This is a genomic window from Bradyrhizobium sp. cir1 (assembly GCF_014198245.1).
Taxonomy (GTDB): Bacteria; Pseudomonadota; Alphaproteobacteria; order Rhizobiales; family Xanthobacteraceae; genus Bradyrhizobium.
In genome coordinates this window covers 38,904-58,465 of sequence record NZ_JACIHE010000015.1, presented here as the reverse complement: position 1 = coordinate 58,465, position 19,562 = coordinate 38,904, and the positions used below count along the sequence as shown (strand labels likewise).

At 64.4% G+C, this 19,562-nt stretch carries 20 protein-coding genes and 1 pseudogene; 9 read left to right on the top strand and 12 right to left on the bottom strand.

Translation table 11 applies throughout. From position 1 onward, the window contains the following. Positions 1-78 precede the first annotated feature (78 nt). Positions 79-804, bottom strand: a complete 726-nt coding sequence (locus GGD63_RS26435) for an outer membrane protein (RefSeq protein WP_183246091.1) — start codon at positions 802-804, stop codon at positions 79-81. 225 nt (positions 805-1,029) lie between these two features. Continuing rightward, positions 1,030-1,350, bottom strand: a complete 321-nt coding sequence (locus GGD63_RS26430; RefSeq protein ID WP_183246090.1) for a hypothetical protein — start codon at positions 1,348-1,350, stop codon at positions 1,030-1,032. Positions 1,351-1,532: 182 nt separating this feature from the next. Between GGD63_RS26430 and GGD63_RS26425 the strand changes: the two genes are divergently transcribed. Then, positions 1,533-1,823 (top strand): hypothetical protein, encoded by a 291-nt coding sequence (locus GGD63_RS26425; RefSeq protein ID WP_183246089.1) that lies wholly within the window; start codon positions 1,533-1,535, stop codon positions 1,821-1,823. Between the two features lie 125 nt (positions 1,824-1,948). Here the strand turns inward: GGD63_RS26425 and GGD63_RS26420 are convergent, their stop codons facing one another. From GGD63_RS26420 to GGD63_RS26395, 6 genes are all read right to left on the bottom strand, one after another. Beyond that, on the bottom strand, positions 1,949-2,158 hold the full coding sequence (locus GGD63_RS26420) for a hypothetical protein (RefSeq protein WP_183246088.1): 210 nt from the start codon (positions 2,156-2,158) through the stop codon (positions 1,949-1,951). Continuing rightward, positions 2,155-2,331, bottom strand: coding sequence for a hypothetical protein (locus GGD63_RS26415; protein WP_183246087.1), 177 nt, complete (start codon positions 2,329-2,331; stop codon positions 2,155-2,157). Before GGD63_RS26415 ends, GGD63_RS26420 begins: the two co-directional genes overlap by 4 nt. Before the next feature lie 370 nt (positions 2,332-2,701). Further along, the gene (locus tag GGD63_RS26410; RefSeq protein WP_183246311.1) at positions 2,702-4,321 is read right to left on the bottom strand and encodes an ABC transporter ATP-binding protein; all 1,620 of its coding nucleotides are present in this window, start codon (positions 4,319-4,321) and stop codon (positions 2,702-2,704) included. Positions 4,322-4,323: 2 nt separating this feature from the next. Next, a complete protein-coding gene (locus GGD63_RS26405) occupies positions 4,324-5,163 on the bottom strand; it encodes an ABC transporter permease (RefSeq protein ID WP_183246086.1) in 840 nt (279 codons plus the stop codon). Beyond that, a complete protein-coding gene (locus tag GGD63_RS26400) occupies positions 5,160-6,131 on the bottom strand; it encodes an ABC transporter permease (RefSeq protein ID WP_183246085.1) in 972 nt (323 codons plus the stop codon). Before GGD63_RS26400 ends, GGD63_RS26405 begins: the two co-directional genes overlap by 4 nt. Before the next feature lie 210 nt (positions 6,132-6,341). Then, positions 6,342-7,892 (bottom strand): ABC transporter substrate-binding protein, encoded by a 1,551-nt coding sequence (locus tag GGD63_RS26395; protein ID WP_183246084.1) that lies wholly within the window; start codon positions 7,890-7,892, stop codon positions 6,342-6,344. A 216-nt stretch (positions 7,893-8,108) separates the two neighbouring features. Here GGD63_RS26395 and GGD63_RS26390 point away from each other — a divergent pair, with 216 nt between their 5' ends. Next, positions 8,109-8,747 (top strand): TetR/AcrR family transcriptional regulator, encoded by a 639-nt coding sequence (locus GGD63_RS26390; protein WP_183246083.1) that lies wholly within the window; start codon positions 8,109-8,111, stop codon positions 8,745-8,747. 58 nt (positions 8,748-8,805) lie between these two features. Beyond that, positions 8,806-9,075: pseudogene (locus GGD63_RS26385) on the top strand (DUF2147 domain-containing protein); the annotation flags it as partial. 3 nt (positions 9,076-9,078) lie between these two features. Here GGD63_RS26385 and GGD63_RS26380 read toward each other — a convergent pair. Beyond that, positions 9,079-9,390 (bottom strand): hypothetical protein, encoded by a 312-nt coding sequence (locus tag GGD63_RS26380; protein WP_183246082.1) that lies wholly within the window; start codon positions 9,388-9,390, stop codon positions 9,079-9,081. Positions 9,391-9,571: 181 nt separating this feature from the next. On the opposite strand from GGD63_RS26380, the gene irr reads away from it, so the two are divergent. After that, positions 9,572-10,054 carry a Fur family transcriptional regulator Irr gene (irr, locus tag GGD63_RS26375; RefSeq protein WP_183246081.1) on the top strand — a complete coding sequence of 161 codons (483 nt, stop codon included), beginning with the start codon at positions 9,572-9,574 and terminating at the stop codon, positions 10,052-10,054. A gap of 182 nt (positions 10,055-10,236) precedes the next feature. Here the strand turns inward: irr and GGD63_RS26370 are convergent, their stop codons facing one another. Next, on the bottom strand, positions 10,237-11,781 hold the full coding sequence (locus GGD63_RS26370; RefSeq protein WP_183246080.1) for a winged helix-turn-helix domain-containing tetratricopeptide repeat protein: 1,545 nt from the start codon (positions 11,779-11,781) through the stop codon (positions 10,237-10,239). Positions 11,782-11,914: 133 nt separating this feature from the next. On the opposite strand from GGD63_RS26370, the gene mddA reads away from it, so the two are divergent. Next, positions 11,915-12,703, top strand: coding sequence for a methanethiol S-methyltransferase (mddA, locus tag GGD63_RS26365; RefSeq protein ID WP_183246079.1), 789 nt, complete (start codon positions 11,915-11,917; stop codon positions 12,701-12,703). Between the two features lie 88 nt (positions 12,704-12,791). After that, positions 12,792-13,214, top strand: coding sequence for a GFA family protein (locus GGD63_RS26360; protein WP_027573325.1), 423 nt, complete (start codon positions 12,792-12,794; stop codon positions 13,212-13,214). Between the two features lie 51 nt (positions 13,215-13,265). Here GGD63_RS26360 and GGD63_RS26355 read toward each other — a convergent pair whose 3' ends face one another. Then, positions 13,266-14,825 (bottom strand): winged helix-turn-helix domain-containing protein, encoded by a 1,560-nt coding sequence (locus tag GGD63_RS26355; protein WP_183246078.1) that lies wholly within the window; start codon positions 14,823-14,825, stop codon positions 13,266-13,268. A gap of 477 nt (positions 14,826-15,302) precedes the next feature. Between GGD63_RS26355 and GGD63_RS26350 the strand changes: the two genes are divergently transcribed. Further along, entirely contained in the window at positions 15,303-16,664 is a 1,362-nt protein-coding gene (locus GGD63_RS26350; protein ID WP_183246077.1) for an adenylosuccinate lyase family protein, read from the top strand. A gap of 113 nt (positions 16,665-16,777) precedes the next feature. After that, positions 16,778-18,034, top strand: a complete 1,257-nt coding sequence (locus tag GGD63_RS26345) for an aminopeptidase (protein WP_183246076.1) — start codon at positions 16,778-16,780, stop codon at positions 18,032-18,034. A 283-nt stretch (positions 18,035-18,317) separates the two neighbouring features. On the opposite strand, the gene GGD63_RS26340 is transcribed toward GGD63_RS26345, so the two are convergent. Continuing rightward, the gene (locus GGD63_RS26340; protein ID WP_183246075.1) at positions 18,318-18,869 is read right to left on the bottom strand and encodes a hypothetical protein; all 552 of its coding nucleotides are present in this window, start codon (positions 18,867-18,869) and stop codon (positions 18,318-18,320) included. A gap of 231 nt (positions 18,870-19,100) precedes the next feature. On the opposite strand from GGD63_RS26340, the gene GGD63_RS26335 reads away from it, so the two are divergent. Then, positions 19,101-19,556, top strand: coding sequence for a cupin domain-containing protein (locus GGD63_RS26335; RefSeq protein WP_183246074.1), 456 nt, complete (start codon positions 19,101-19,103; stop codon positions 19,554-19,556). The last annotated feature ends 6 nt before the right edge of the window (positions 19,557-19,562 follow it).

The window sequence follows — 19,562 nt, the reverse complement described above, 5'->3', positions numbered from 1 at the left end:
GCGTTGGTTCCGCACAGCGAAAAAAGAAGGGCCGGCGAGATCGCCGGCCCTTGGTCGGATTGAGGTTTTGCCAGCCGATCAGTAGCGCGCGACCGCTGGGCTCGCCCAGTTGAAGCGGTAGTTGAGGCCCGCCTTGACCGTGTGGTCGTCGGTGGTGAAGCTGCCGGTGCCCGCCAGCGGACCGCCGGTGAAGCTCGCGTCGCCGAAATTGTAGTATTGGTACTCGGCCTTGGCCGACCAGTTCGGGGCAAACATGTATTCGAGGCCGGCGCCGACGGTGTAGCCGTTGCGGTGGTCGCCGGTGATGACGAAAGCGGTCGGCACGCCGCCTACGGTCACCTTCTCGTTGTTGTCGGAATAGGCGTAGCCGCCCTTCACGTAAACGAGGCCCGGACCCCAGGTGTAGCCGACGCGGCCGGTGATCGAGCCGAGGCCACGCTGATCATTGGTGTAGGCGACGCCGCCCGGGAACACCGCACCGACGCTGCCGGACAGCCAGGAATACTGGCCTTCGACGCCGACCACGAAGTTCGGGTTGAACTGCCAGTCCGCACCGACCTGCACGCCGCCGAGGAAACGGCCATTGCCGTTGTTGCCGGTGGAAAGGCCGTTGAAATTGTTGTCGCTGGAGAAGGCGCCGCCGAGATGGCCACCAATGTAGAAGCCGGTCCAGTTATAGATCGGCGCGACGTAGGCCGGCGCCGGCGTCTTGTAGTAGTTGCGGTTACCGAGATCGGCACCGACGGCCGGCGCGGCAGCGCCCGCCACCAGCAGCGCCACGGTCGCAAACAGAATCTTCTTCATAGTCTTGAACTCCAACACGTAAGGTCCCCGGCAGGCGCGCTCTTTCGCGCCGTCGTTGGTTTTGCAGATAGCTTGCTTTTGACGAAAATGCTGTCACATCCGTGGCACAGCGGCAGCCAGCCTAACTTATTGGGCTGCAATTGATTTTTGTGCTTAATGGCAGCTTAAGAAATGCTGAAGGAAGGCTTAATTCTGCGCGGCTGGTGAGCTTGCGCGCGTGTTTCGTTAACCAAGACGCCGCAGTACCTCGTCGCGCATTTGCGCGCGGAACGCTGCGCGCTTGGCAGGCCGGTCCTCCTCGCGCACGTCGTGACGATCGAAGATGTCGAACTTCTCCAGGATCGGATAGCGCTCGCTCGCCATCGCGAGCACGCGCAGCACCTTGGTCGCCGACGGCGTCGGGCCGCTCACCTCCCAGCGCCGGATCGTGTCTGCCCCGCCCTTCTCCGGCAAGCCACAGAGCCTCGCCATATCGGCTGCCGTCAGCTTGCGCTCGATGACGTCGGAGAGGTCGCTGCGAAGCTGCTTCAGTTCAGGGCCGGTCATGTCACTCGCGTCCAGGAAGTCGTTCAGGCCATGCACTAGCGCTGATTCGGGTCCATCCGAAGGCGGCGCGCCCCGCTGCGGCACCTTCGCGCGCGCACGGAGTTATGAACGAGAGGCCTATGGAAATCTTCCGATGCATGATCAGATGACGAAAGGGGCACCCCAGCGAGGAGGGATCAGCCATGACCAACACCAGGCTCGCCATCGCCGCACTCATCACTGCCGGACTGCTTGCTGCTCCCTTCGCGGCTGAAGCGAAGAAGGCCCGCTCGAGCAGACATTATTACAACACAACCGTGGTGGGTCCGACCTATAGCGGTGCCGGGGCGCCGGTAGCAGCTCAGCCCAGGGCGGCTTACGGCTCGTCGGGACAGACAGTCGGCACGGTTACGGCGCCGTCGATCGGGTCGTACAATTGGCCGTCGGTCGGCGTGACCAACGCGGTTCCGACCTGGAGCAACACCACGAGATAAGCGCGCCCGTGCGGGCAATGGAGTGTCGTCACCGCTTTGCTCGCGCCGTCCCCGGCTCGAGATGTGCTTTTCAGTCAAGGGCGATCACGCCGAGGCGCGAAGCCACCGAAAGCGGGCGTCCGCGCCTAGATCCCGCGGCCGGTCTGTTGACCGATCACGCAGCGCCATGCCGCCAGGCGCTCGGCCGGATGCTGGTTCATCCATTCGGCGAGCTGCGGCGCGCCCATCAGGCAGGACTGCACCGAGACCTGTGCGAAGTCCGAGGTGGTGACGATCTGCTCGTGGCAATTGGTCGGAGAGGCGAGGCTGCAGAGTACGGCAATGATCTTGATCACGACAGATTACCCCTCTCGCGGCCGATGAACGGGCGACCGATCGCCGGCTTGTCCTGCCCCTCGTTGGCCGGATCGGCCGGTGGGAAGATGCTGTCGTAGATGGCGCGAGCCTCCGCGATGAGGCGTGCTCGCTCGCGTTCGGATTTCGAGACAAATCGAATAACTTCGCCCATGTTGGCTCCGAATATCAGTTTATGAGTCCGTCATGAGATGACGTTGATCATTCAATGGTCATCTAAGGTGCCGCCTTCGGCTATGAAGCGGCGTATCTGATCACGACGGATAAAAAGCGCGTGACCGCGTCCCAAAGAACCCAACTTCCCCGGTGTGTCTCACACGCCGGGTTGTGAATCCGTTCACTACGTCACACTCGTTGTACGGATCTCGCCGGCGCGCGAACGATTGCTGGTGTCGACTTACTCCTTGCTGCCATCGGCAACGATGGTCCACGAAGCAAATGCTGCTGGATCGAATTTGTTTCGACTGCTGGAGCGTGCAAGTTTTTGGAACCATCACGAAGGTCGATGAACGACGACCAGCCGCTTACGCTGCCGGCGCGCGCTCCTTCCGCCCCGGCACTGCCGCCAGCAGCTCGCGCGTATACACATGCTCGGGCGCGGCGAAGAGTTGTGCGGTCGGCTTCAACTCGACGATGGCACCGCGCTGCATCACCGCGATGCGGTCGCAGATCTGGGCGGCGACGCGTAAGTCGTGGGTGATGAACAGCATCGACAGGCCAAGGCGCGCCTTGAGGTCCTCGAGCAGCTTCAACACCTGCGCCTGCACCGAGACATCGAGTGCGGAGACCGCTTCGTCCGCGACGATGATCTCGGGCTCGAGCGCGAGCGCGCGCGCAATGCCGATGCGCTGGCGCTGGCCGCCGGAGAACTCGTGCGGATAGCGTTCCAGTGCGCCGGCATCCAGGCCGACCATCTTCAAGAGATCGCGGGCGCGGTCGAAGGCGACCTTCGGATCGGTGCCGGCCGCGATCGGGCCGTCGGTGATGATGTGGCCGATCTTGCGGCGGGGATTGAGCGAGGCGAACGGATCCTGGAAGATCATCTGAATACGGTGGCGCTCGGCGCGTAGCGCCTTGCCCGAGAGTGAGGTGAGATCGGTTTCGCCGATCCGCACCGTGCCGCGGTCGGCTTCGATCAGCCGCATGACGAGGCGTGCCACCGACGATTTGCCGGAGCCGGATTCGCCGACGAGGCCGAGCGTCTCGCCCCTGAGGATGTTGAAGTTGACCCCGCGCGCCGCATCAACGCGGCGGTCCTCGCGAAACCAGCCGCCCGAGGTGACGTAGGTCTTGTCCAGCCCGATCACCTCGACGGCCCTGGCCTGCTCGTCGAGCGCCTCGCGCACCGGCGGATCCATCGACGGCACGGCAGCGAGCAATGCCTTGGTGTAGTCGTGCTGCGGCTCGTTGAAGACGGCAGAGGCCGGACCTTCCTCGACGACCTTGCCATGCCGGAGCACCACGACTTGGTCGGCGATGTCGGCGACCACGCCGAAATCATGGGTGATGAACATCACCGCCATGTTGCGGTTGCGCTGGAGATTGCGGATCAATTTCAGGATCTGCGCCTGCGTGGTGACGTCGAGCGCGGTGGTCGGTTCGTCCGCGACCAGCACGGCCGGCTCGAGCGCGAGCGCCATCGCGATCATGGCGCGCTGGCGCTGGCCGCCGGAGAGCTGGTGCGGATAGGCGCGCACGATGCGCTCGGGGTCGGGCAGGCCGACCTCGCGCGCCAGCGACAGGGCCTTGGCGCGCCGCTCCTTGGGCGTCAGCAGGCCGTGCGCCTCGAACATCTCCGCCATCTGGTCGCCGATCCGCATCAACGGATTGAGCGCGGTCATCGGCTCCTGGAAGATCATCGCGAGCCGGCGGCCGCGCAAATCGCGCCAGCCGTCGTCGTCGAGCTTGAGCAGGTCGCGGCCTTCGAACTGGATCTCGCCGGAGGCGACCGAGACCGTGTCCGGCAACAGGCCCATCAGCGCATGCGCGCACATCGACTTGCCGGAACCGGATTCGCCGACGACGCAGACGATCTTGCCGGGCCGCAGGTCCAGCGAGACGCCGTCGACGGCGAAGGGACGCTCGGCGCCCTTGGGCAACGCGATTTGCAGGTTCTTGATCGAGACGGCGGGCGGCGCGGTCATCATCAGCGGCCCTCGCGCGACAGGCGCGGATTGAGCGCGTCGTTGAGGCCTTCGCCGATCAGGTTCAGTCCGAGCACCGAGATCAGGATGGCGACGCCGGGGAAGACGGTGATCCACCAGGCCTGGCGGATCACGGTGCGGCCGGCGCCGACCATGTAGCCCCAGGAGATCAGGTTGGGATCGCCGAGGCCGAGGAACGCCAGCGAGGATTCCAAAAGGATCGCGGTCGCCACCATCAGCGAGGCCAGCACGATCACCGGCGACAGCGCGTTGGGCAGGATCTCGCGCAGGATGATCCAGCTGTTGCTCTGGCCGGTGACCACAGCGGCCTGGACGTATTCGCGCGTGCGCAGCGACAGCACCTCGCCGCGCACGAGGCGGGCGACCGGTGGCCAGCTCACCACCGCGATCGAGGCCACGATCGAATAGATCGAAGGCTGCAGGATAGCGACCAGCACGATCGCGAGCGCGAAGCTCGGGATGGTCTGGAAGAATTCGGTGAAGCGCATCAGGGCGTCGTCGACCTTGCCGCCGAAATAACCGGCCATGGCGCCGATGGGAACGCCGACGACCAGCGCGACCAGGGTGGAGACGAGACCGACCAGCAGCGACACGCGGGCGCCGAAGATCATGCCGGCGAACACGTCGCGGCCGAGCGCATCGGTGCCGAGCGGCACGGTCGAAAGCGTGAAGGGCGGCAGGAACGGCCGCTGCACCATGCGCCAGGGCGAGTTCGGGAACAGCATCGGTCCGAACACGGCAACCGAGATCGCGAGCAGGAGGATGATGAGGCCGATGACGCCGCTGGGGCTCTTCAGCATCGATTTCCAGAACTGTTTCATGTGGCGTATTCGATGCGCGGATCGACCAGGCGATAGACGAGGTCGGTGATGAGGTTGAAGATCAGGACCATGGCGGAGCAGATCACGAAGACGCCGAGCAGCAGATTGTAGTCGCGCTGCAGCAGCGCGTCGTACATCAGGCGGCCGATGCCGGGCCAGGCGAATACGGTCTCGGTGATGACGGCGCCGCCGATCAGCGTGCCGGAATGCACGCCGGCAAGCGTCACGACCGGCAGCAGCGCGTTGCGCAGCACGTGGCGGCGCTGGATCACGGCATCGGCGAGGCCCTTCGCGCGCGCCGTCTTGACGAAGTCGAGCCGCTTCACCTCCAGCATCGAGGCGCGCGTCATGCGGGTGTAGGTCGCCATGAAGAACAGGCCGAGCGTCATCGCCGGCATGATCAGGTGCTTTGCGACGTCGACCGCATGGGCAAGGCCGGTGAGGTTGGCGCCGACCGTCTCGTAACCGAAGCTCGGCAACCAATCCATGGTGACCGAGAACAGCAGGATGCCCATCAGCGCCACCCAGAAGATCGGCATGGCGTAGAAGATCAGCGCGAACACGGTGATGCCGGTGTCGAGAAAGGTTCCGGCAAAGCGTGCCGCGAAGGTGCCGAAGAGGATGCCGAGCACGAGTGAGATCGCGAAGGCGGTCAGCGTCAGCAGCAGCGTTGCCGGCAGCCGTTCGCCGATCAGCCTGGCGACCGGCGCCTGCTGGCGGAAGGAGAAGCCGAGGTCGAGGGTGGCGACGCCCTTGACGTAGATGAAGAGCTGCTCGGGCAGCGGCTTGTCGAGGCCGAACTTCTCCCGGAGCTGCTTGACGAAGATCTGGTCACTGGCGCCGGCCTCGCCCGCCATTACGATCGCGGGGTCGCCGGGCGCGAGCCGGATCAGGAAGAAATTGAGGACGACGATCGCGAGCAGGACGATCACGCCCTTCACGACACGCTGAGCGACGAAGGAGAGCATCTAGTGAGTCATATCTTGTAGCGTGACCTGGAGCCACTGGGGTGGTGCGCTCCCTCGCCCCGCTCTTGCGGGGAGAGGGTTGGGGTGAGGGGGACTCTCCGCGAGGATATCAGCAGTTGGACTCGTGGAGACTCCCCCTCACCCGAATGTGCGCCATGCGCACATTCGACCTCTCCCCGCAAGCGGGGAGAGGTGAAGGAAGGAACGCCCTTACTTGTCGAGCCATGCGTCCTTGAAGCCGTCATTGACCCCGATCCCCGTGGTGATCAGGTTCTTGACCTTGCAGCGCGTGATGGTCGGGAACTGCAGCTCCAGCATCCAGGCCACCGGCACGTCCTCGACCAGGATCTTCTGCGCCTTGTCGTAGATCTCCTTGCGCTTGGAATCCGGGGTCGCGGTCGCGCCGTCAGCGAACAGCTTGTCGATCTCCGGGTTGGAGTAGCCCTCGACGTTGTTGAAGACCTGCCCCTTCGCGATGTTGCTGGAGATATAGTTGCGGCCGACCCCGAGCGCGGGATCGCCATACTGGTAGAGGTAGGTGAAGGCGATGTCATAGTCCCAGTCGCCGATCTTCTGGTTGCCGCCGGCAACGTCGGTGGCGATCGTCTCGATGTTCATGCCGACGTCCTGGAGGTTCTGCTTCACGGCTTCACCCCAGCGCTGCCAGGTCTCGCCATAGGCGAGCGGCAGCAGGCGGATCTTCTCGCCCTTGTAGCCGGCTTCCTTCAGCAGCGCCTTGGCCTTGGCCGGATTGTAAGGGTATTTCGGCACGTCATCGGTGTAGAACTTGATGGTCGAGGCGGACGGGCCGGTCGCGACCTTGCCGAGCCCGTTCCAGATCACGTCCTTGGCGAAATCGCGATCGATCGCATACATGACTGCCTGCCGCACCCGCTTGTCGGCGAGCGGACCCTGGCGGTTGTTCAGCCATAGCCAGGCCAGCGGCGAGAAGAACTCCCAGCCGGCGCCGGTAACGCAGGTGTCCTTCAGCTTGGACAGCCGCGGCACGTCGAAATTCTCGACCGAGCCGCCGGGCAGCACGTCGACCTTGCCGGTCTCGTACGCCACCGAGCGCGCCGCGGCGTCGGGAATGATCTGCCAGTAGATCTCATCGAGATAGGGTTTGCCCTTCTCGTAATAGTTCGGGTTCTTGACCAGGCGGATGAACGAGCCCTTCTGCCACTCCTTGAACATGAAGGGGCCGGTGCCGACCGGCGCGTTGTTGTAGGGGTTGGTCTTCCAGTCGGTGCCTTCATAGAGATGTTTCGGCACGATCGGCATCGAGCCGACCTCGAAGATGCCGAGGAACGGACCGAACGGCTGCTTCAGCGTGAAGACCACCGTATAGTCGTCGGGCGTCTCGATCTTGTCGACCTGCGCCAAATTGGTGCGGGCACGCGCATGCGTCTGCTTCAGCATCTCCATCGAGAACAGGACGTCGGCGGCGGTGAAGGGCTTACCATCATGCCAGGTCACGCCCTTCCTCAGCTTGAAGGTGTAGGTCTTGGCGTCCTCGCTGACGCTCCAGCTTTCGGCAAGCTCCGGCAGCGGCTCGAGCTTGGGGCTGTAGCGCAGCAGGCCCTCGAAAATGTTGCCCGATACCATCTGGACCGGGCCGTTCTGGACCATCGCCAGCATCAGGCCGGGCGGCTCGGGCTGGATCACGGCATTGATCACACCCCCAGTTTTCGGCTCTTGCGCCAGCGCCGGGGCCGTGAGGCCGCAAGCGAGGAGGAGACCAAGCAACACTCGTTTTGGCATATCGTATCTTTCTCAAGCGCGGCCAGCCGCAAACGCTTCGCGACGTCCTCGCGCGCAAAGCGACGGCCGGCCCATCCCAGTCCCCATCCGACATCGAGGCTCACACAGTCTCATTCGGCGCCGCAAGATGAAAGTCTCGACAGGGTTCGCACAAAAAATGTACAGCGCGTCCTGTTTCCACTTGATTCATCCTTCTGTCACGGGGACAAGTCCGCCATGGACAATGCCACGCGCTCCGAACGGTCCCGCAATGCTGCGCTCGAAGCGGCCATCGCCATCATCGCGCGCGACGGGCCCGGCCGGCTGACGCTCGATGCGATCGCGCGCGAGAGCGGCCTCAGCAAGGGCGGGGTGATGCACCAGTTCCGCACCAAGGAGGCGGTGCTGAAGGCATTGCTCGAGCGCCAGATGGCGCATTTCGAGGAGTTCTCGTCTCACTATTTGGCGAAGGTCAGCGCATCCTCGGCCAACCCCAGTCTGGCGACCCAGATCGCCACGATCAGGGAAGCGGCGACCTCGCCGAATTCCGCCGCGCTGGCCCTGGTTGCCGCCATGGTCGAGAATCCCCGCCTGATGGCGCTGCCGCGCGAGCGTGAGATGGAGAGGATGGCGGCGATCAGGGAGGAGGCCAGGGATCCTGATCTCGCGATGCTGCGCTGGGCCGGAGCGATGGGACTGCTGCTGAGCTCGTTGTTCGGCATGTCGCCGCTCGGCAAGGACGAGCACCAGCGGCTGTTCGCGCGTCTGCTCGACGACGGGCAGTGGAACGCCCTCGAACAGTCGGCCACGAAGCGTGCTGCGAAATCCGGAGCGGCCTCGGCGGCAAAGGCCGCAACCCCGCGCAAGCGCGCCTGAGTAGTCGTTAACGAATTCCAACCGGACGCTGCCCAAATCCGCGCCTGCGGCCAAATGCGCCAGGGCGCCGGGACGGTTTGCCGGCGACATCTATAATGCCGAGGACGGCAAGTTCTACTCGGTGTCGCTTTGGCGCGATTCGGCCGATCGCTTGAAGCTGAAAGGCTGCCTCATAAAATTCCTGTGCCAGACCCAGACCTGGCAACAGACCCTCGACGTTCTGCCCGGCCAGCTCGTCGGGCTGACCGGCGACCTCAACGGCCCACGCGCCGACAAGGAATGGGCGGCCGTGCCGGCCCCGAAGCCGATCCAGGTCAAAGCGAAGTAACCGTCAGGGCGTCCGCAGCGCCCGGCGCAATTCGTCGAGCGCGTCTGCGAGCTGCTCGCGATGCGCGATGTCGTCCTTGGGCATCGCGGCGACGCTGCCGGCGAGCTCCCGCAGGATGCCGGCCAGCAGCCCGAAATTGATGTGCAGATGCACCGATTTGCGTTCGTCGTCCGCGCCCGGATGTTGCAGCACGAGCGCAACCCCGCTGCCATCGAGCCGCGCCTCGAAGCGGGATGAGTGCTCGAAGGTGCCGACATAGAACTTGTCGGGATATTCGAGCGCGACCTCTGCCTTGTCGGGAACCGGCCTGGACATGTGAGCCTCATCAGTTTCCGCATTCTGGCTGGGAATAAAACGGACCGCCTTGCGATACGTCAGAGGCGGGTCGGTGCCAAATTTGATCCGGATCAAAGCCAGGCAGCCGCTTCTGCGATCGAATAGCAACTGGCGGGATGTCGAGTTGCGCGTCCTGATTCTTGCAGACGTGAGACGATCGATGGACATGCACGCCACGAATATCCCTGCGGGCGACGACAGCGGACCCGATGTCGCCGGACCTGAGGTGAATGAGGGCATGCAGTGCTGTCTGCAATTGCTCGTCGATGCCGGCCTGCGGCCGACCCGCCAGCGCCTGGCGCTCGGCCGGTTGCTGTTCTTGCGCGGCCACCGTCACGTCACCGCGGAGAGCCTTTATGAAGAGGCGATGGCCGCGAACGCCTATCTGTCGCTCGCGACCGTCTACAACACCCTGAACCAGTTCACGGAAGCCGGCCTGTTGCGCCGGATCGCGGCCGACGGCATCAAGTCGTTCTTCGATACCGACACCTCAGTCCACCCGCACTTCTATCTCGAAGGCGAGGATATGCTGGTCGACGTCGCCGACGGCCTCGCCTTCACCAGGATGCCCGAGGCGCTTCCCGGCCACGAGATCGCGCGGCTCGACGTCATCGTCCATCTGCGCCGGAAGAGCGTCGCCTAGCATTGCTGTGCTCTTACCCTCCCCTGGAGGGGGAGGGTCGATCGCGCGCAGCGCGAGCGGGGTGGGGTGATCTCTCCACTCGGACACTGTTGGATGGGGAGAGACCGTCACCCCACCCCGTCTCACATTTCGCTGCGCTCAATGTGAGCCGACCCTCCCCCTCCAGGGGAGGGTAAGAGGTCTCACCGCAATCCCGCCCGCCGGAATCCCTCCAGATAGTGCTCGCGATCGGCGTCGCTGGCCCACGGCAGCTGCGTCGCGATCCACTGCAGCGAGATGCTCGGCTGGGTGCGGCGGAGCTCGCCGAGTGCCATCTCTGCAAGCGCGCTGTCGCCGATCATGCCGGCCGAAACGGCGAGAACGCGGTAGGCGCCGGTGAGGTCGCCGCGGTGGCGGATCGCCTCGCGCGCCAGCGCGATGGCTTCGTCATACTGCCGCTCGGTGAAGCGCGCATAGGCGGCGATGCCATGATAGATCGCCAGTGACGGATCGCGCGGTGAGAGCCGGATCGCCTTCTGCGCCGCAGCAAAGGCGTCCTTCGACCGTCCGGCATAGGATAGCGCCAGCGCGCTATAGCCTTGCGCCAGCGAGAAGTTCGGATTGAGCGCGAGGGCCTGCTCGAACTCGGACAACGCGTCCGCAAGCCTGCGGGTCGAGAAGTAGACGCTGCCGAGCGCGGCATGCGCCCAGGCATCCTCGTGGTCGCAGCGCACCGCTTTGAGCGCGGCGGCTTCCGCGACCGGGGCCACCGCGGCCAGCTCGGCCCAGCCGAGATGCACGCCGAACATGTCGTTCACGGCCAGCACCGACAGTGCCTGGCCGTAATTCGGATCGATCGCGATCGCGCGCTCGAGCAGCGCCTTCGCGGCCTCGTGGTCCTGCCGGGTCACGCGCCAGTAATGCGACAGCGCGCGCATCAACAGGTCCCAGGCGTCCAGGCTCGCGGGCGGCTTGCGATGGCTGCGAAAATTCTCCGCCGCGTGGATCTGCGGCTCGATCGCCGCGACGATCGCGTTGGTGATCTCGTCCTGCACGGTGAAGACGTCGACGAGCTCGCGGTCGTAGCGCTCGGCCCAGAGATGGCTGCCCGACGTGGCGTCGTTCAGCTGTGCGGTGATGCGCACCCGGCTGTCCGCCTTGCGCACGCTGCCTTCGACGATATAGCGGACGCCAAGCTCCTCGGCGATCTGCCTGATGTGGACCGCGCGACCCTTGTAGGTGAAGGACGAGTTGCGGGCGATCACCATGAACCAGCGCTGCTTCGACAGCGCGGTGAGAATGTCCTCGCTGATGCCGTCGCCAAAATAGTCCTGTGCGGGATCGCCGCTCATGTTCTCGAAGGCGAGCACCGCGATCGCCGGGCGGTCCGTCACCGTGCGCGCTGTTGCGGGTTCAGCGGGCGCCGGCGCGGCCGCCGCGTCTTCCCTGACGTCGCCGACGAAACGAAAGCCCTTGCGCGGAATGGTCTTGATCAGCCGCTGGGTCGCGCCGTCGTCGCCCAGCGCCTTGCGCGCGGCGTTGATGCGGCTGTTCAGGGCGGAATCCGAGACGATCCGGTCGCTCCAGATCTGGCTGATCAGGTCATCCTTGCTGACCACCCGGGCGCGCTCCGCGACGAGGTAAAGCAGCAGATCGAACACCTGCGGCTGCAACGGCACGGCCACTCCGGCGCAGGTCAATTCGCGCAGATCGCCGTCCAGCACGTTGTTTTCAAAGCAAAATCGCACGTTTCTGTCGTCTCAAGCAAAAATCAAAGTCGTCTCAGGCGAAAATCAACCCTCCGCGAAAGCCGGGGGACGTCCGATCCGGCAAGGTGCGAAGACCAAACAGTGCCGATGCCTCGGCACAACGGAGCGTTTTATGACCCAACTTGATCACCAGGTTCATTCCATCGGCCCGGAAGTTGCGGGCTCACGCATTTTCAGGTTCATCGCCTTTCTGTACGGAATTGCGGCATATCTCGTCTTTTTCGTCACCATTCTCTACGCCATCGGCTTCGTCATGGGGGTGATGGTGCCGAAGACCATCGACACCGGAGCCGAAGCGCCCGTCGTTCGCGCGGTCATCGTCAATCTGCTGCTGATGTCGCTGTTCGCGGTTCAACACAGCGTGATGGCGCGCCAACAATTCAAGGCGTGGTGGACGCAGTTCGTCCCCAAGCCGGTCGAGCGCTCGACCTATGTGTTGTTCGCGAGCCTGTCATTGCTCCTCCTGTTCTGGCAGTGGCGTCCGCTGCCGGCGGTCATATGGGAGGTCGAGAACCCCGATCTTGCCGTGACGGTGGTCACGCTGTCCTTCGCGGGCTGGGTGCTGGTGTTCACCTCGACCTTCATCATCAACCATTTCGAGTTGTTCGGCTTGAATCAGGTGACCGATCATCTCGTTGGCAGGGAAGCCGCGCCGCCGCGTTTCAAGACGCCGCTGCTCTACAAGTTCATTCGCCATCCGATCTATCTCGGTTTCATCGTCGCGTTCTGGGCGGCGCCGGTCATGACGGCGGGACATCTGCTGTTCGCGGCCGTGACCACGATCTACATCTTCGTCGGCATCGCGCTGGAGGAGCGCGACCTCGTCGATCTCTTCGGCGACGAGTACCGGCAGTACAAACAACGGGTGTCGATGCTTATTCCCTGGCGCAGATCAGTATAGTCTCCGCCTCGCGCCATGCGTCCACCGAAAGGAGGACGCATGGCGCGCCGACACGCGATATCGATCCTTCATCATGGAGACGACCCAAATGAAACATGTCGGAAACTGCTTCTGCGGCGCTGTCACGGTCGAGGTCACGGGCGCGCCGGAGGCGATGGGCTATTGCCATTGCCGCTCCTGCCGGTCCTGGTCCGGCGGACCGGTGAACGCCTTCAGCCTGTGGAAGCCCGAAGCCGTGCGCATCACCGAGGGCGCCCAGCATGTCGAGACCTTCGCCAAGACGCCGCTCAGCCAGCGCAAATATTGCAGGAAGTGTGGTGGCCATCTCATGACCAATCACCCGCCGCTCGGCCTCGTCGACGTCTTCACCGCCACCATTCCGACGCTCGCGTTCACGCCCGGCGTCCACGTCAATTACGCCGAGACCGTGCTGCCGATGCGCGACGGCCTGCCCAAGCTGAAGGACTTCCCGGCGGAATTCGGCGGCAGCGGCGAGATGATGCAGGAGTAGGCTCGCTCTTACCCTCCCCTGGAGGGGCCCTGCAGGGGAGGGTGAGCGGCGTCACCTCATCCCCGCGCGCCGCAATCCTTCCAGATAATGTTCGCGGTCCTCTTGCCGCTGCATCGGCAATTCGCGCGTAATCCAGGCGAGCGAGATCCCGGGCTGGGTGCGGCGCAGGCCTTCCAGCGCGGACGCCGCGAGCGCGGGATCTCCTGACATGCCGGCGGCCGCGCTCAGCACGCGATGGGCGCCGACAAAATCGGCGCGCTGCCGCATCGATTCCCGCGCCATCTGCATGGATTGTTCGTAATTGCGGCCGATGAACTGGGCGTAGGCGGCAACGCCGCAATAGATCGCCGCGAGCGGATCGCGCGGGCTCAGCCGCAGCGCGCGCCGCGCGGCGGCATCGCCGTCCTGCCATCGTCCCGCGTAGCACAGCGTCACGCCGTAGAAGGCGTGGGCCATGGCAAAGTTCGGATTGAGCCGCAGGGCCAGCTCGAACTCGGCCAGCGCGTCGTCGAAACGGCGGCGGAACAGATAGGTATAGGCAAGGCCGAGATGGGCGAACGCGTCCTCGCGATCGGCCTCTACCGCTGCGAGCGCCGCGCGTTCGGCGACCGGAACGGTCATGGCTATGTCGGCCCAGCCCATATGCGCCCCGAAGATGTGGCTGGTCGCGAGCAGGCCCAGCGCCTTGCCATAGGCCGGGTCGATCGCGACGGCCTTCTCGAGCAGCCCCTGCGCCGTCGCATTGTCCTCGCGGGTGATGCGCCAGTAATGCGACAGGCCTCGCATCAGAAGGCCCCAGGCGTCGAGGCTGCCCGGCGGCTTCTGCTGGGCGCGAAAGCTCTCGGCGGCATAGAGCTGCGGCTCGATCGCGGCGACGATCGCCTCGGTGATCTCGTCCTGCACGGCGAAGATATCGGCAAGCTCGCGGTCGTAGCGCTCGGCCCAGAGATGGCTGCCGGTCGAGACGTCGTTGAGCTGGGCCGAGATGCGCAGCCGGTCGCCGCTCCGCCGCACGCTGCCTTCGAGCACGTAGCGTACGCCGAGCTCGCGCGCGACCTCCTGGATGTGCACGGCACGGCCCTTGTAGACGAAGGAGGAATTGCGCGCGATGACGAAGAACCAGCGCAGCTTCGACAGCGCGGTGATGATGTCTTCGCTGATGCCGTCGGAGAAATAGTCCTGCTCGCGGTCACCACTCATGTTGGTGAAGGGCAGCACGGCGATCGCGGGCCGGTCGGGCAGCGCGAGCACAGCTTGCGGCGCCTGGACGAAACGGCCGAGCTCCGGCGCGACCGCGCCGAGCTTGGTCTCGACGTCGCCGACGAAGCGAAATCCCTTGCGCGCGATGGTACGGATCAGCGCCTGGTTCGCGCCATTGTCGCCGATTGCCTTGCGGGCCGCGTTGATGCGGCTGGTCAGGGTGGATTCGGAGACGCTGCGTCCGTGCCAGATCTTGTCGATCAGCTCGTCCTTGCTGACCACCCGGTCGCGGTTCTCCATGAGATGGACGACGAGATCGAAAACCTGCGGTTCCACGGCAACGGGAACCTGCTCGCGGCTCAGCTCGCGCAGGTCAGTGTCGAGAAGGTGATCCCGGAATAGAAACTGCACGGCGAAACTCAGATCTCACAGCGGTATCGGGCAATAAAAAAATCAAAATGGATTTCGACTTGAAGTCCGTGAGTCTACCGAGCGGCCTGCCCGGTTCACCACAATCGCGTGATGGCAGCCATGCGGATTTCGAGGGTGAATACAACTTGAGTTGGCATTTGGCGGGTTCGGGCGGGTTGTCGCGGGACTACGAACCGGGCCTGATCCCGTCGAGCGCACAATCTGTCACCGTCAACCTGAGGCGGCCGCTTCTTCAGCGGCCCTCGAAGGGCGACGGCCCGGCTGCATCGCGCCACTCGCGCCTCCAGCGACAACGGCTTCGCCGTTGCGCGGGGATGACGGAGCCCATGGTTCGACACGTGGGTGCGGGATGATCGCGTGCCACCGAACATGTGACGAACGGTGAATGTCCATTGCCGAACACTGCGGCGTGCGTAAGCTGCCCGCATACAGAACAACAGCCCCGAAGAAACGCTCATGCCTGCTTTTCACGCCTCGACCACCGTGCTCGACTCCATGCTGTTCCGCGACGCCTTCGGCACGCCCGAGATGCGCGAGGTGTTTTCCGACGTCGCGCTGGTCGCCCGTTATGCCGAGGTCGAGGTGGCGCTGGCGAAGGCGGAGGCGGCATGCGGCGTGATCCCGCAGGATGCCGCCGCGGCGATCGCGGCGCGGACCGACGTCGCCGCGCTCGACTTCGATCTGCTCAGGCAGGAGACCGACATCGTCGGCTATCCGATCCTTCCCCTGGTGCACCAGATGGTGAAGCAGTGCGGCGAGGCCGGCCGCTACGTGCATTGGGGCGCGACCACGCAGGACATCATGGACACCGCCGTGGTGCTGCAGCTGCGCGCCGCGCTCGAGATCGTCGAACGCGACATCGCCGGGCTGCGCAAGATCCTTGCCAATCTCTCGAAGCGATATCGCGACACGCCGATGGCGGGCCGCACCCATCTGCAGCAGGCGCTGCCGGTCACCTTCGGCTACAAGACCGCGATCTGGCTCGCGATGTTCGACCGCCACGCCGGGCGCCTTGAGCAATTGAAGCCGCGCGTCCTGGTCGGACAGTTCGCCGGCGCCGCCGGCACGCTGGCCTCGCTCGGCGACAAGGGGTTCGAGGTGCAGGAGGCGCTCTGCGCCGAGCTGAAGCTCGGCGTTCCCGCCTCGACCTGGCACGTCGCGCGCGACGGCTTTGCCGAGGCCGTGAACTTCCTCGCGCTCGTCACCGGCTCGCTCGGCAAGATCGCGCTCGACATCATGATCATGGCCTCGACCGAGTTCGCCGAGGTTTACGAGCCCTTCGTCAAGGGCCGCGGCGCCTCCTCGACCATGCCGCAGAAGCGCAACCCGATCTCCTCGGAACTGATGCTTGCGGCGTCCAAGGCGGTGCGCCAGCACGCCGGCCTGATGCTGGACGCGATGGTGCAGGATTTCGAGCGCGCCACCGGCCCCTGGCACGCCGAATGGATGGCGATCCCCGAAAGCTTCGTGCTGGCCGCCGGCGCGCTGCACCAGGCGAAGTTCGCGCTCGCAGGCCTCATCGTGGACGAAAAGAAGATGAACGACAATCTCGCCGTCAGCCGCGGCCTGATTGTGGCCGAAGCGGTCATGATGGGGCTCGCGCCGCAAATTGGGCGGCAGGAGGCGCATGACGTGGTCTATGACGCCTGCCGCGAGGCCAACGACAAGGGGATCAGCCTTGCCGACGCGCTGTCCGCAGATTCACGGATATCGAGCCGCATCGACCGTGCCACAATCGAGGCGCTCACCTCACCGGAAAATTACCTCGGGCTTGCGCCCGCCATGGTCGACCGGGTGCTGAGATCCTCAACGCGTTGAAAACCAAGATGCGTGAAACCACGTATCTTTCCCGTCCCGCAAGGCGCTCGCATACTTGTGTCTCGCGATGCTAGGCTTAGATTGAACGAGAGACTTTCGGCAGAGGACCCGGCATGACCGATCAACGCATCACCGCCACTCCCATCGATCCCGCGAAACTCGACCGGCTGGCCGAGGTGGCGGTGAAGGTGGGCCTGGGCTTGCGGCCGGGACAGGATCTGCTCCTGACGGCGCCGGCGATCGCGCTGCCGCTGGTGCGGCGGATCGCCGTGCATGCCTACAAGGCCGGCGCCGGCATCGTGACTCCGATCCTGTCGGACGAGGAGATGACGCTGGCGCGCTACCGCCACGGTCACGACAACAGTTTCGATCGCGCCGCCGGCTGGCTCTACGAGGGCATGGCCAAGGCCTTCTCCGACAACACCGCGCGGCTCGCCATCGTCGGCGACAATCCGATGCTGCTGTCGGGCGAGGATCCTTCCAAGGTCGCACGCGCCAGCAAGGCCAATTCGATGGCCTATCAGCCGGCGCTGGAAAAGATCGTCAATTTCGACACCAACTGGAACATCATCGCCTATCCGAGCCCGTCCTGGGCCAGGCAGGTCTTCCCCAATGATCCCGAGGACGTCGCAATCGGCAAGCTCGCGGACGCGATCTTCGCCGCGTCCCGCGTCGACCGTGAAGACGCCATGGGCAATTGGGCGAGCCACAATGCGGTGCTGCGCGAGCGCACCAACTGGCTCAACGGCCAGCGTTTTCGCGCGCTCCAATACTCGGGTCCTGGCACCGACCTCACCATCGGGCTTGCCGACGGTCATGAATGGGAAGGCGGCGCCTCGCTGTCCAAGAACGGCATCAGCTGCAACGCCAACATCCCGACCGAAGAGGTCTTCACCACGCCGCATTGCCGCCGCGTCTATGGCCATGTCGTGAGCTCGAAGCCGCTCTCCTACCAGGGCACGCTGATCGACAACATCGCGGTGCGCTTCGAGGACGGCAAGATCGTCGACGCCAAGGCCTCGCGCGGCGCGGAGGTGCTCAACAAGGTGCTCGACACCGACGAGGGCGCTCGCCGGCTCGGCGAGGTGGCGCTGGTGCCGCATTCCTCGCCGATCTCGCAGAGCGGATTGTTGTTCTACAATACGCTGTTCGACGAGAACGCCGCCTCGCACATCGCGCTCGGCCAGTGCTATTCGAAGTGCTTCGTCAACGGCGCCCAGCTCACGCCGCAGCAGATCGCCGCACAAGGCGGCAACCAGAGCCTGATCCATATCGACTGGATGATCGGCTCGGCCGAGACCGATATCGACGGCATTCTGGCCGACGGCAGCAAGGTCCCGGTGTTCCGCAAGGGCGAGTGGGCGAAGTAGTAAGCTTCACCTGTCCCGTTGAGGCAGCGCTATCGCATATGGAAGCGGTTTCCCTTGTGGCCATCCTTCGAGACGCCCGCTTTGGGCGGGCTCCTCAGGATGAGGACGGAGTGTGCGGCAGTCACTTCAGCGGCACCGATGTCGATTAGCCTCATCCTGAGGAGACCGCTGGAAGCGGTCGTCTCGAAGGACGAGGCGTGCGCACAGGCCGTCCAAAATGCCATTGCGATTGCCCCGTCTCTACGGGAGAGGTGAACGCCCTCGCGACAGTCCCTCGTGACTCTCACGCCGCAGCGTTGCGCAGCATCGGGTGGTTGTCGATGCTGAAACGGTTGAACAGCGTCGTGAACGGGCTGCCGTCGGTGGCCCGCACGATGGCGTCTGAAGCAGCCACCGCCTCATAGAGCGCGCCGACGGGATCGTCCGGCTCGGCGAGATCGAGGCATCTGCGGATGTCCTCGCGGGCCTCGTTGATCTCATCCTCGTCGTCGAGCGTCGCCTCCAGCGCATCCGCCGCGCGCCGCATCTCCAGGAGGTCGCCGCCGGCGGAAAATTTCAGGATATCGAGCCAGTAGGGGCGGGCGACGACGAGCTGAATCAATGCCTCGAAGCTTTCTGCGATGATTCCTGCGCGGCCCTCCGATGAGACGTAGAGCACATTCTGCGACGGCAGCAGCACGAACGCGCCGCCGGAGCCGTCGCTGCCGATCTGCCGGGGGCTGTCGATGCCGTCGATGGTGAACCAGGGCTCGTCCGGCGCGAAGGAGATATCGAAGCCGCCGAGCCGGGCGACCACGTCGCCTTTGGCTGTCAGATCCTCCCGGCTGAGGGGCATCGGTGTGGCTCCTTTTTTATACTTCGCGCACTTTGTCGCACCCCGGAAAAGATCGGTTCATGTGCGCGAATTTGCAGGGAAATCGTGACGTTAGCTGCTTCGCACCTGCAACTTACGGCTGATTGTCGGGGCCTGCGTAAGAAAGAATTAAAAGCCGGCCACTAGCGTTCCAACATCTTTCAATCCGGGCCGAGACCCGGCCATACATATTAATATCCCCTGGGGAAGTAGATGTCGCGCGCATTGATTGAAATCGGTAGTTGCAATGTGGAGCTCGAGCTGCGGCCGATCGAGCCGTCCTGGATCATCGAAGGCAATCCGGTGTCGCGCTCGCGCGTCCTGTCGACCAGCGCCGACGGCACCGCCCAGACAATCATCTGGCATTGCACCGAAGGCCGCTTCAACTGGTACTACGACATCGACGAGACGATCATGATCATGGAAGGATCGATCGTGCTCGAGAGCGAAGGCATGCCGCCGAAGCGCTATGGCCCCGGCGACGTCATCTTCTTCCGCGACGGCGCGCATGCCAAATGGCATGTCGAAGGCCACGTCAAGAAGATCGCCTTCTGCCGCAAGACCAATCCCGTCGTGATCGGTTTCCTGATCCGCGTCGTCAACAAGCTCAAGAAGATGTTCGCCTTCAGCGGCGAGCGCCGTCCGGCGTCGCTGATGGGTGCCGGCTAGACAAAA

Coding starts and splice junctions, on each gene's coding strand:
- GGD63_RS26360 (WP_027573325.1), top strand. CDS start 12,792: ATGAAACATGTCGGAAACTGCTTCTGCGGCGCTGTCACGGTCGAGGTC.
- GGD63_RS26425 (WP_183246089.1), top strand. CDS start 1,533: ATGACCAACACCAGGCTCGCCATCGCCGCACTCATCACTGCCGGACTG.
- GGD63_RS26415 (WP_183246087.1), bottom strand. CDS start 2,331: ATGGGCGAAGTTATTCGATTTGTCTCGAAATCCGAACGCGAGCGAGCA.
- GGD63_RS26345 (WP_183246076.1), top strand. CDS start 16,778: ATGACCGATCAACGCATCACCGCCACTCCCATCGATCCCGCGAAACTC.
- GGD63_RS26350 (WP_183246077.1), top strand. CDS start 15,303: ATGCCTGCTTTTCACGCCTCGACCACCGTGCTCGACTCCATGCTGTTC.
- irr (WP_183246081.1), top strand. CDS start 9,572: ATGGACATGCACGCCACGAATATCCCTGCGGGCGACGACAGCGGACCC.
- GGD63_RS26335 (WP_183246074.1), top strand. CDS start 19,101: ATGTCGCGCGCATTGATTGAAATCGGTAGTTGCAATGTGGAGCTCGAG.
- GGD63_RS26410 (WP_183246311.1), bottom strand. CDS start 4,321: ATGACCGCGCCGCCCGCCGTCTCGATCAAGAACCTGCAAATCGCGTTG.
- GGD63_RS26435 (WP_183246091.1), bottom strand. CDS start 804: ATGAAGAAGATTCTGTTTGCGACCGTGGCGCTGCTGGTGGCGGGCGCT.
- GGD63_RS26390 (WP_183246083.1), top strand. CDS start 8,109: ATGGACAATGCCACGCGCTCCGAACGGTCCCGCAATGCTGCGCTCGAA.
- mddA (WP_183246079.1), top strand. CDS start 11,915: ATGACCCAACTTGATCACCAGGTTCATTCCATCGGCCCGGAAGTTGCG.
- GGD63_RS26380 (WP_183246082.1), bottom strand. CDS start 9,390: ATGTCCAGGCCGGTTCCCGACAAGGCAGAGGTCGCGCTCGAATATCCC.
- GGD63_RS26405 (WP_183246086.1), bottom strand. CDS start 5,163: ATGAAACAGTTCTGGAAATCGATGCTGAAGAGCCCCAGCGGCGTCATC.
- GGD63_RS26395 (WP_183246084.1), bottom strand. CDS start 7,892: ATGCCAAAACGAGTGTTGCTTGGTCTCCTCCTCGCTTGCGGCCTCACG.
- GGD63_RS26400 (WP_183246085.1), bottom strand. CDS start 6,131: ATGCTCTCCTTCGTCGCTCAGCGTGTCGTGAAGGGCGTGATCGTCCTG.
- GGD63_RS26340 (WP_183246075.1), bottom strand. CDS start 18,869: ATGCCCCTCAGCCGGGAGGATCTGACAGCCAAAGGCGACGTGGTCGCC.
- GGD63_RS26430 (WP_183246090.1), bottom strand. CDS start 1,350: ATGACCGGCCCTGAACTGAAGCAGCTTCGCAGCGACCTCTCCGACGTC.